Source organism: Nonomuraea sp. NPDC049637 (assembly GCF_040675235.1).
Taxonomy (GTDB): Bacteria; Actinomycetota; Actinomycetes; order Streptosporangiales; family Streptosporangiaceae; genus Nonomuraea.
This window is the reverse complement of the sequence record NZ_JBFAOM010000005.1, coordinates 227,704-238,145: the sequence shown is the minus strand read 5'-3', so window position 1 is coordinate 238,145 and position 10,442 is coordinate 227,704. Positions and strand designations below refer to the sequence as shown.

The 10,442-nt window shown below is 72.6% G+C and carries 9 protein-coding genes; 2 read left to right on the top strand and 7 right to left on the bottom strand.

Annotated elements, in window-relative coordinates:
• Positions 1–21 precede the first annotated feature (21 nt).
• The 4 genes from AB0J71_RS09750 to AB0J71_RS09735 form a co-directional block, all read right to left on the bottom strand.
• Positions 22–153 (bottom strand): hypothetical protein, encoded by a 132-nt coding sequence (locus tag AB0J71_RS09750; protein WP_260477562.1) that lies wholly within the window; start codon positions 151–153, stop codon positions 22–24.
• Positions 154–277: 124 nt separating this feature from the next.
• A complete protein-coding gene (locus AB0J71_RS09745; RefSeq protein ID WP_352321738.1) occupies positions 278–1,786 on the bottom strand; it encodes a hypothetical protein in 1,509 nt (502 codons plus the stop codon).
• Between the two features lie 77 nt (positions 1,787–1,863).
• On the bottom strand, positions 1,864–4,041 hold the full coding sequence (locus tag AB0J71_RS09740) for an acyl-CoA dehydrogenase (protein ID WP_364413598.1): 2,178 nt from the start codon (positions 4,039–4,041) through the stop codon (positions 1,864–1,866).
• Between the two features lie 70 nt (positions 4,042–4,111).
• The gene (locus AB0J71_RS09735; protein ID WP_364413596.1) at positions 4,112–4,894 is read right to left on the bottom strand and encodes a hypothetical protein; all 783 of its coding nucleotides are present in this window, start codon (positions 4,892–4,894) and stop codon (positions 4,112–4,114) included.
• Positions 4,895–5,643: 749 nt separating this feature from the next.
• Here AB0J71_RS09735 and AB0J71_RS09730 point away from each other — a divergent pair.
• Positions 5,644–7,074, top strand: a complete 1,431-nt coding sequence (locus AB0J71_RS09730) for an AMP-binding protein (protein ID WP_364413594.1) — start codon at positions 5,644–5,646, stop codon at positions 7,072–7,074.
• Between the two features lie 19 nt (positions 7,075–7,093).
• The gene (locus tag AB0J71_RS09725; protein ID WP_352321731.1) at positions 7,094–8,182 is read left to right on the top strand and encodes a trypsin-like peptidase domain-containing protein; all 1,089 of its coding nucleotides are present in this window, start codon (positions 7,094–7,096) and stop codon (positions 8,180–8,182) included.
• A gap of 40 nt (positions 8,183–8,222) precedes the next feature.
• Here the strand turns inward: AB0J71_RS09725 and AB0J71_RS09720 are convergent, their stop codons facing one another.
• From AB0J71_RS09720 to AB0J71_RS09710, 3 genes are all read right to left on the bottom strand, one after another.
• Positions 8,223–8,762: an OmpA family protein gene (locus AB0J71_RS09720; RefSeq protein ID WP_352321729.1), complete on the bottom strand. Its 540-nt coding sequence runs from the start codon at positions 8,760–8,762 to the stop codon at positions 8,223–8,225.
• Complete coding sequence (locus tag AB0J71_RS09715; RefSeq protein ID WP_364413592.1) at positions 8,746–9,327, bottom strand: lipoprotein; 582 nt, start codon at positions 9,325–9,327, stop codon at positions 8,746–8,748. Before AB0J71_RS09715 ends, AB0J71_RS09720 begins: the two co-directional genes overlap by 17 nt.
• 83 nt (positions 9,328–9,410) lie before the next feature.
• Positions 9,411–10,379 carry a helix-turn-helix domain-containing protein gene (locus AB0J71_RS09710; RefSeq protein ID WP_364413590.1) on the bottom strand — a complete coding sequence of 323 codons (969 nt, stop codon included), beginning with the start codon at positions 10,377–10,379 and terminating at the stop codon, positions 9,411–9,413.
• Positions 10,380–10,442: the final 63 nt, after the last annotated feature.

The window sequence follows — 10,442 nt, the reverse complement described above, 5'->3', positions numbered from 1 at the left end:
CCCCGCGTCAAGCGGGATGGATCACCTGGTGCCGTAGTTGTAGAGCGGCTGGTTGGGCGGGGTGAGCGACGGTGAGGCCACGTTGACCACCGCGACGGAGGCTCCGACCGCCAGCAGGGCTCCTATCGCCAGGGCCACGAGAAGTCGCAACACGAAGCTCTCCCTTCCTTCCGGTGACGCGGTGTGCCGAGACTAGAACGTGTTTCGTCTTGAATCCATAACATTGGTCAAACCGTGATAAAGCAAGTTACTCTCCGGTACATCATGAAACAGCCGGTCAACGCCGCAGCAAGCGCAGCTCTTCGCCGTCGAAGACCGTTCTCCAGCCGGGCGGCGCCGACGGGAACCCGTTCTCGCCCGCGGCCATGAGGAGATACCGGGCGGGCAGCTCGCCGTAGGCGCCGGCGGCCAGCAGGTCGCCGGTGAGGCGGTTCAGCGGGTCCTCGCCGCGCACCCGCAGCCGTCCGCCGCCGGGCAGGCCGACGAGCAACGTGTCGTCCCAGAGCACCCGGCGCCGGAACAGCTTGGTCGCCGGGTCGAGCACGACCCGGCCGCCGTTCCAGGCGAAGGCCCGGTGGGCGCCCCACGGCAGCGACACCAGCGGGCCCGGCGCGGGGTCGCCGTCCACGATCCGCTGGACCGCCGTCCATTCCGCCGGGTACGTCACCGCCGCCAGCCGGCCGAACGCGCCCAGCGCGAACGTCGGCAGGGCCAGCACCGGGGCCAGCACCCCGACCAGCGCGAGCGCGCCCGACCGCAGGACCGAGGCCAGGCCGACGGCCGTCAGCAGGGCCAGCGGAGCCAGGTACACCTGGCCGTCGCGCAGCGGCCCGAACCCCGGCCACAGGGCGACGAGCCACTTGAGCGCCTCGCGCCCCGGCTGGAACGCGCCCAGCCCGGCGACGCAGAACCCGGCGGCCGCCGCCACCGCCAGGCCGCCCCACCAGGCGGGCCGCTCGGGGGCCGCGCGCAGGCGGGCGTAGCCGTACAGGCCGGCGAGGACCAGGAGGAGCCGGGCGGTCGCCGTCCACCACGCCTCCTGGCCCGGCAGCCCGGCCTCGGCGTTCCAGATGCCGCCGAGCGAGAGCAGGCTGCCCAGCACGCCGAAGGGCCCGTCGGCGCGGGCCGCGAACGCGTCCACGCCCGCCGGATCGGTCACCGCGCCCGAGCCGAGCGCGGGCACCGCCCACGGCAGGCTGTAGGCGACCAGCACCCCGGCGGCGACCGGCGCCCTGCGCCGGGCGACGGCGATCGGCATCAGGGTGAGCCAGGACACCAGCATCGCCTGGAACCCGCCCACCGCCGCGGGCAGCAACGCCACCGCCAGCCGCCCGGACCGGGCGACCCCTCCGGGGATCTCCCGCGTGAGCGCGCGGATCGCCCACGGCAGCCCGGCCACGCCCAGGAGCAGGGCCCACTGGCCGAGCATGAGCCGCTGGGCGAGGTAGATGTTCCAGGCGTAGAACGCGGCGGCCACGAGCCGGGCGAGCCTGCGCTCCGGCGGCACCAGCGCCGCCGCCCCGGTCGCGGCCAGCACGAACACGGCGACCAGGGCCGCCTTCTGCACGATCTCCACGGGCAACGCCCTGGACAGCAGCGCCACGACCAGGTCGCTGGGCACCGCCCGGGGGAAGCCGCCGCGGTCGGGCCACAGGGGCGGATCGGGCACGAAGAGCAGGTCGTACCGGAGCACCAGCCCCCAGCCCAGCGCCGGGCCGAGCGCCAGCACCGCCAGCCCGAGCCCCAGCGCCGCCGGCCCCCAGCGGCCCGCACGGCCTTCGCGCACCGTGACACCGCCTCTCCCTCGTGCCAGGACCGGCGATCCGGGCACAAGGGAGATTAGCCGCCGACGCCTCACATGTGTTATTTGCCGGGCTCGGGGTCCCGGGGCAGGCCGAGCATGCGCTCGCCGATGATGTTGAGCTGCACCTCGGTGGTGCCGCCGTAGATGGTCATGGCCCTGGTCGCGAGCACCGCCCGGTTCCAGTAGCCGGCGTCGCCGAGCTTCATGTCGGCCGCCACCACGGCCTGCGCGCCGAGCAGGCCGACAGCCGTCTCGGAGACGTGCTGGGCGTGCGAGGTGGACAGCAGCTTCCGTACGGACGCGTCGGCGCCCGGCTCGTTCCCGGCAAGCTGCTTGAGCGTGACCCGCAGCGACAGCGCGTTGATCGAGTGCCCCTCGCACACGACCCGGGCCACCTCCTGCTCCTCGGCCGGCGTGAGCTCGCGCCCGAGCCGCCCGATCAGCCCCAGCAGGTCGGGCACGGACGCGCCGGTGCCGCCCGATCCGGACGACAGCGAGACGCGCTCGTTGGACAGCGTGTTGCGGGCCACCTTCCAGCCGTCGCCGACCTCGCCCACGACCAGGTCGTCCGGGACGAAGACGTCGTCGAGGAAGACCTCGTTGAACAGGTTCTCGCCGGTCATCTCGGTGAGCGGCCGGACCGTGACGCCGGGCGCCTTCATGTCCACCAGGAAGTACGTGATGCCCTCGTGCTTGGTGCCCTCGGAGGAGTTGCGGGCGATGCAGATGCCCCATTCGGCCACGTGCGCGACCGACGTCCAGATCTTCTGGCCGTTGAGCCGCCAGCCGCCCTCGACCTTCTCCGCCTTCATCTGCAGCGAGGCCAGGTCGGACCCGGCGCCCGGCTCGGAGAAGAGCTGGCACCAGATCATCTCGCCGCTGAGCGTCTTGGGCAGGAACCGTTCCTGCTGCTCGGGCGTGCCGTACACGGCGATGGACGGCACCACCCAGGCCCCGATGATCATCGCGGGCAGCCTGACCTTGGCGGCCTTGAGCTCCTGGGCGATGAGCACCTGCTCCAGCGGCTTGGCCGCGCGGCCCCACGGCCTGGGCAGGTGGGGCATGACGAACCCGCGGTCGGCCAGCGCCCGCTTCTGCTCCTGGCCCTCAAGACGGGCGATCTCGGCGATCTCCGCACGGATGCCCTCACGCAGCTCCTCGGCGCCCTCGGGCAGGTCGATCTCCATCTCGCGGCCGACGCCCTGCAGGGCCAGCGCGGTCACCGAGGCGGCCCACTCGGCCGACGAGCCGAGCAGGGCGCGCAGGGTGAGGGCGCGCCGGTAGTACAGGTGCACGTCGTGCTCGAAGGTGTAGCCGATGCCGCCGAACGTCTGGATCGCGTCCTTGGCGCACTGGACGGCCGCGTCGGGGGCCATCACCCCGGCGACGGCGGCGGCGTACTCCAGCTCACGGCCCTCGGCCCTGGTGGCGTCCCAGACGGTGGCGCGGCCCTGCTCAAGCGCGACGAGCATCCGGGAGATCTTGTGCTTGATGCCCTGGAACTGGCCGATCGGACGGCCGAACTGCTCGCGTACCTTGGCGTAGGCGGCGGCGGCCGTGACGCACCAGGACGCCAGCCCGGCGGCCTCGGCGCCGAGCAGGATCGCGGCCAGGTTGAGCACGTCGGGGCTCTCCACGCCGTCGAGCACGCGCTCGGCGGGCACGCGTGCCTCCGACAGCTCCACCTTGGCCACCGGCCGGGTCAGGTCGAGCGACCGGACCGGCGTGACGGTGACGGCCGAGGCGTCGACGGCGATCCACTCCTCGCCCTCGGACGTGGTCACCGGCAGCACCAGCACGTCGGCCAGCGAGCCGGCCAGCACCGGGTCCGCCGTGCCGGACACGACCAGCGAGCCGTCGTCGGCACGGGAGCCGGTGAGCGAGCCGGACAGCGCGACGGCGCCCGTCAGCGTGCCGTCGGCGAGGGCTTCGAGCAGGTCGTGCCGCTTGGAGGCGTGGATGACCGCGCTGGCCAGCACGGTCGGCACGTACGGGCCGGGGGCGAGCTTCTCGGCCAACGCCTCGACGGCGACGGCCGCCTCCAGCAGCCCGTAGCCCGACCCGCCGGACTCCTCGGGCAGGTGCAGGCCGAGCAGCCCCTGCTCGGCCAGGCCCGGCCAGAAGGGCGGACGTTCGTCCGACCCGGATCGCAGCAGCTCCGAGGGGATGTTCCGCTCGGCCCAGCCGCTCACCGAGTCGCGGAGCGCCTCGTGCTCCTCGCTCAATCCGATCGCCATTGCTCATCCTCCAGCCAGGTCAAAGTCAGTACCCGATGCCCAGAACCATATTCTAGAGCATGCTTCTGGCCTAGAGGGGACGTACCTGCTGGAGGAGTGTGTTCAAATCAGCCCATCGCGCCTTGTTCTTCTCGGGAATCGACGCCAGCAGCAGCGCCGGCTTGGTCTTGCCCACCTCGACGACCGTCACCACGGCCTGGGCGGTCTCCGTCTTGCCGCCCGAGACGTAGGTGACCTTGTACCCCAGCGACCAGCCCTTGCCGACCGGCACCTTCGCGGACCCGGTCCAGGAGGTCAGCTCGGCGCCCGCCGGATACTGCGTACGCAGCGCCCAGCGGGCCGCGCGGACGGCCATCTCGCGGTAGTCGGCATCCTTGGAGGGCTTCTTCGCCGGGGCGTCGCCGGGGAACATGGCCGAGGCGATCACGGTGTACGGCGCCGCCACCTTGCCGATGCGCTGGGCGACGGTGAACGGCGCGAACGACTTGGCGTCCCAGGGCGCGGCCAGGCGCGGGTAGCTGATGCCGCTCGTCTTGTCGGAGATGATCCCGCTCACCACGGACGCCTTGCCCGGGAACGTGGGGAACGCCTTGCTCGCCGGCACCGAGGGGAGCGCGACCGGCGTCTCGCTGGGGGTCGGGGAGGCGGTCGGGGTGGCGGTCGCGGCCGGCACGGGGGCGACGGAGACCGTCGTCCCGGCGGGGTCGCCGGTCGTGGGCACGTCGCCGGAGAACACGACGAAAATCAGCAGCACCGCCGTGACGGTGACGAGGATGGCGCCCATCAGGTAGATCGCGCGGATGGGGATGTCCCCGATGCCACGCTTGTGCGGCTTGGTAACAACCGGCGTCACAGGACCGGCGAAGCCCGGCTGAGGCTGAGGCTGGGCCTGGGCCTGGGGCCGGGCCTGGGGCTGGGCCTGATGGGGCTGAGGTTGAGGCGACCCGGGCGCTCCCGGTGGCCACACCTGCACGGGTTGATGCTGCGGCGCCCTCCCCTGCCCTGGCCGCTGCCCCGGCCCCTGCGCGTGAACCTGCCCCGCCCCCTGCACGAGCCCTGGCCCCGGCCCCTGCGCATGCCCCTGCGGCCCCGGCCTCTGCGGCCCTTGCGCGAGTCCTTGCCCCGCCCCTTGTCCAGCCCCGCGGGCGACGCCCTGCCCCAGCCCCTGCGGGCCGCCGCCTTGGAACTGCGGGTTCCCGCCCGGCGGATGCGGCGGGCGTCCCTGTGGGCCGGACGGAGGCTGCGGGCGCACCTGCGGGCCCGACGGCGGCCCAGGGTAGGGACGCGGTTGCGGGCCGGATGGCGGTTGCGGGCCGGACGGCGGCTGCGGGCCGGACGGCGGCTGCGGGCCGGACGACGGTTGCGGAGTCGGTCCCGACGGCTGGGACGCCCCCGGGCGCGGCGGGCGCGGGATCTTGACCGTCTGCTCGGCGGGCGGCACGGCTTGCTCGGCGGGCGGCACGACGACCTTGCGAAAAGGTTGGGTGTCCTGTGCTGAGCTCTCGTCGCCGACGTCCGCCATGGCCTTGAGGTTACGTCACCGAAGAGCAGGATAATTCCTCTATTCCCCCAGCAGAATCAAATTCTGTATGGTCTGCGGACATGAGGGGTTTCTACGAGATCGCAGCCGCCGACCCGGACCGTCCCGCCCTGCTCGGCGACGCCGGCGCGACCTACGGCGAACTGCTCGCCCGCGCCAACAGAGCCTCCCACGGCCTGGTCGCGCGCGGCGTCCGGCCGGGCGGCGCCGTGGTGACCGTGCTGAAGAACGGGCTCGACGCCCTCACCATGATGCTGGCCACCTACCAGATCGGCGCCTACCTGGTGCCGGTCAACTGGCACTTCACGGCCGAGGAGATCGACTACATCGTCGCCGACTGCGGCGCCGACGTCGTCGTCTCCCCCGGCGCGCTGACGGTCGCCGACCTGATCGACGGCCGGCCGGACACCGCGCCCGAGCACCGCCGGGCCGGCTCGATGATGCTCTACACCTCCGGCACCACGGGCCGCCCCAAGGGCGTGCGCCGCCGGCTGCTCGACCTGACGCCCGAGGACCTCTACCCCATCCTGATGCGCAAGAGCTGGCGGCACTTCGGCCTGCCGTCCGAGGGGGTGCACCTGGTGTGCTCGCAGCTCTACCACTCGGCCCCCTACGGCCAGGCGATGATGGCGCTGCAGTTCGGCCACTCGATCGTGGCGCCGGAACGGTTCGACGCCGCCGAGGCGCTGGCGCTGATCGAGCGGCACCGGGTGACGAACGCGTTCATGGTGCCCACGATGTTCCACCGGCTGCTCGCCGTGCCGGACCGGGAGACCTACGACCTGTCCTCCCTCACCCACCTCTACCACGGCGCCGCCCCCTGCCCGCCCGCCACCAAGCAGGCGATGATCGACTGGCTCGGTCCCGTCCTGTGGGAGTACTACGGCTCGACGGAGGCGGCGGTGGCGACGATGGTGTCGTCCCAGGAGTGGCTGGACAGGCCGGGCACGGTCGGCAGGGCCCTGGACGGGATGGCCTTCACGATCATCCGCGACGACGGCCAGGAGGCGGCCCCCGGCGAGCCCGGGACGGTCTACATCGGCGGCATCAACCGCTTCGAGTATCACGGCGATCCCGGCAAGACCGCCTCGGCCATGCGCGGCGCCGCCTACACCCCGGGCGACATCGGCTACCTCGACGCCGACGGCTACCTGTTCCTGCTGGACCGCAGGACCGACCTGATCATCTCGGGCGGCGTCAACATCTACCCCGCCGAGATCGAGGCCGCGCTGCTCGAACATCCGTCGGTGGCCGACGTCGCGGTGATCGGCGTGCCCGACCCCGAGTGGGGGCACAAGGTCGTGGCGCTGGTCCAGCCCGTGCCGGGCGTGACGGGCGGCGCGCACCTGACCGCGGAGCTGCTGCGGCACTGCGCGCCCCGGCTGGCCCGGCTGAAACACCCCCGGGTGATCGAATACCGCGAGTCGCTGCCGCGCACCCCGACCGGCAAACTCAGCAGAAGGGACGTCCGGGAGGCGTATCTTTCCAGTTGAGCTGGGCAGAGACCTCCCCATGAGGGAGATCGTCGCCGGACTGGCAGCCGTCGTACTGCTCACCGCCTGCGGGCGGTCCCCGTCCATCCCGGCGTCCACCTCGACGGCCGCCGCGAGCCCGGCCACGACCACGCCGGGCTCGCCCACCGCCTCCGCGGAGGCGCCGGGGAGCGCGCCGCAGTCGCTGGAGAGCGCATACGAGCGGGTCATCACGGACGTCCTGCCGTCGATCGTGCAGATCAACACCAAGGTGGGCCTCGGCTCCGGCATCGTCTACGACACGGCGGGTCACATCGTCACCAACGCCCACGTGGTCGGCGAGGCGACCGAGATGAACGTCACGATCGCCACCGGCGGCGCGCCCCGCCCGGCCAAGCTGGTCAAGGCGTTCGGCGCCGGCGACCTGGCGGTGATCAAGGTCGATCGGCCCGACGGGCTGCGCCCGGCCAAATTCGGCGACTCGGGCAAGCTGCGGGTGGGCCAGATCGTCCTGGCCATGGGCAACCCGCTGGGCCTGTCGGGCAGCGTCACGAACGGGATCGTCTCGGCGCTCGGACGTACCGTCAGCGAGCCCCAGAGCCCCGAGTCGCCGGGCGCCACCATCAGCGGCGCGATCCAGACCTCCGCCGCGATCAACCCCGGCAACAGCGGCGGCGCGCTGGTGAACCTGGCCGGCGAGGTCATCGGCATCCCGACCCTCGCCGCCACCGACCCTCAGCTCGGCGGCGGGGCCGCGCCCGGCATCGGGTTCGCGATCCCGAGCAACACGGCCACCGACATCGCGGCCCAGATCGTGAAGAACGGCAAGGTCACCAACAGCCACCGGGCCGCGCTCGGCATCCGCGGCAGCACGGTCATCGGCGCCACCGGGCAGCCGAGCGGTGTGGGCGTGGCGAGCGTGGAGAAGGGCGGCGGCGCGGAGAAGGCCGGGATCCGGGCCGGTGACGTGATCCTGTCGATCAACGGCAAGAAGACCACGACCATGGCCGCGCTGTCGGAGGAGATCACCGCCTACAAGCCCGGCGACCAGGTCAAGGTGGAGATCCTGCGGCCTGACGGCGACACCCAGACCGTCACGGTGACCCTCGGCGAGCTCAAGGCCGAGTGACGCCCCGACCGGGCCGCCCTGTCACCGCCGAAGCGATCCCTCACTGCCGGGCCGTGAAGACGATCTCCACGCGCCGGTTCTTCGCCCGGTTCCGTTCCACCGGCTTGCCCTCGACCAGGTTGGGCAGCTTGGGCCGCCTCTCGCCGTATCCGGCGGCCCGGAGGGTCACGTTCCCGCCGCCCAGCAAAGGGCCCAGGGCCGCGCGCACGGCCTGCGCCCGCCGCCGCGACAACGCCAGGTTGTACGCGTCGCTCCCCTGGTCGTCGGTGTGCCCCTCGATCCTGACGACGCCGCTCGCGCCCTCCGCCTCGACCTTCGCGGCCACGTCCGCCAGCCGTTCGCGGGCCTTGGGCGTGAGCCGCCACTTGTCCAGCGCGAACAGCACGTCGCTGGTCAGCGCGACCGTCACCGTGCGGCCCTGCCTGGTCTCGCTCTGCGCGCCGTCCATGGACTCGACCTCGCCGACGATGTCCTCGACCGGCAGCACCAGGTCCTCCACCGGGCCGGCGGCGTCGGCCGGGACCGGCGCGGGCGTGGGCGTCAGGACGAGGGCCAGCGCCAGGCTAAGAGAGCGGAACATCGGTCAGCACGCCCAGCATCGGCATCTCGACGTTGACCTTCGTGACCTCCGGCGGCGGGGCGGCGAAGACCGCGTACAACGTGCTGGACTCCCCCGCCTCCAGGAACTGGCCCTGGGTGCCGGAGCACACGCACGTGGCGTCGGCGGCGGTGCCGTTGCGGGCGACGCGGTAACGCTTGGCGTTCACCGGGTCGATCAGGGAGACGTTGGAGACCGTGTAGTCGAAGCCGCCGCCGCCCAGGCCGTTGTGCACGTTGACCTTGCCCTCGACGGCGGTGATCGTCCAGTTGAGGGTGACGGTCCTGCCCTGGCGCTTCAGTGCGGTGATCTCGACGCGGGCCCTGCCGTACTGGTCGCCGGAGCCGACCTTGGCCTCGCGGGTGGCGACGACCACGTCCGCCTGCGGCGGCGCCGTCTGCGCAGGCGTCTGCTGCGGCGCGGTCTGCTGCGGCGCGGGGGCGGTGGTGGTCGCCTCCTTGGCGGCGGCCCGCGGCTGCCCGCCGGACACCATGCCACACCCTGACAGGACGACGGCCGCCCCGATGAGCACAATCGTCTTTCGCATCTGCTGATCACCCTAATGCCGAGAAAAGGATCAAGTCAGACACCCTAGCCCGTATTGCCCGTTTCGGGCGGGACAAACGGTGATCAACCGGTCGCGGACGACTGGGTCAGCCGGTAGCGGGAGGGCGGGATGCCGTACCGGTCCACGAACGCCTGGCGCAGCGTCTCGGCCGTCCCGAACCCGCAGCGCACGGCGATCGCGGACATGGGCAACGAGGTCGAGGCCAGCAGCTGAGCCGCCCCCTCGGTACGGGCCCGCCGCACGAACCTGCCCGGCGTCTGCCCGAGATGCCGGAGGAACAGCCGGGTGAGATGGCGTTCGCTGACGCCCGCCGCGGCGGCCAGCGTGGCCGCCGTGAGGTCGGCGGCCAGGTTGGCGGAGATGTGCTCGACGACCCGCCTGACCAGGCCGTCGGCGGGCGCCGGCGGGCTGACGAACATGCTCATCTGGGCCTGGTTGCCCGGCCGCTGCAGGTAGGTGACCATGCCGCGGGCCACCGTCCTGGCCAGCTCCGCGCCGTTGTCCTCCTCGACCAGCGCGAGCGTGAGGTCGATCGCGGCGGTGACCCCCGCGGACGTGGCCACCTCGCCGTCGCGGACGAAGATCGGGGCCGGGTCCACGGTGACGCGCGGGTAGCGGGCGGCCATGTCGGCCGCCTCCCGCCAGTGGGTGGTGGCGCGCCTGCCGTCGAGCAGCCCGGCGGCGGCCAGCACGTACGCGCCGGTGCACACCGACGCGACCCGCCTGCTCTCCCGCGCCAGCCTGCGGACATGGCCGACGACCAGCGGGTTCGCCGCGGCGTCCACGTGGCCGGTGCCGCCGGAGACGATGAGCGTGTCGAGCGGGCCGGTGATCCGCTCCAGGGCGAGCTGGGCCTGCAGCACCAGCGCGCCGGCGGTGGTCACGGGGTGGCCGCCGGGGGTGGCCAGCCGTACCTGGTAGTACGGTGCGGCGCCGTGCCAGTTCGCGTTCTCCAGCGTCGAGCTGACGCACGCGATGTCGAGCAGCTCGGCCGCCTCGTAGGCGACGACCACGACCCGCCGGTACTCCATGGCACGACTGTAGGTCCGGAAGACAAAGAACCCAAGTTTCCAGACATGTACGGCTTCGCCCTC

Bases quoted from the DNA above. Each gene is read 5' to 3' on its own strand.
- AB0J71_RS09720 (WP_352321729.1), bottom strand. From the start codon at position 8,762: ATGTTCCGCTCTCTTAGCCTGGCGCTGGCCCTCGTCCTGACGCCCACG.
- AB0J71_RS09740 (WP_364413598.1), bottom strand. From the start codon at position 4,041: ATGGCGATCGGATTGAGCGAGGAGCACGAGGCGCTCCGCGACTCGGTG.
- AB0J71_RS09725 (WP_352321731.1), top strand. From the start codon at position 7,094: ATGAGGGAGATCGTCGCCGGACTGGCAGCCGTCGTACTGCTCACCGCC.
- AB0J71_RS09710 (WP_364413590.1), bottom strand. From the start codon at position 10,379: ATGGAGTACCGGCGGGTCGTGGTCGTCGCCTACGAGGCGGCCGAGCTG.
- AB0J71_RS09730 (WP_364413594.1), top strand. From the start codon at position 5,644: ATGAGGGGTTTCTACGAGATCGCAGCCGCCGACCCGGACCGTCCCGCC.
- AB0J71_RS09715 (WP_364413592.1), bottom strand. From the start codon at position 9,327: ATGCGAAAGACGATTGTGCTCATCGGGGCGGCCGTCGTCCTGTCAGGG.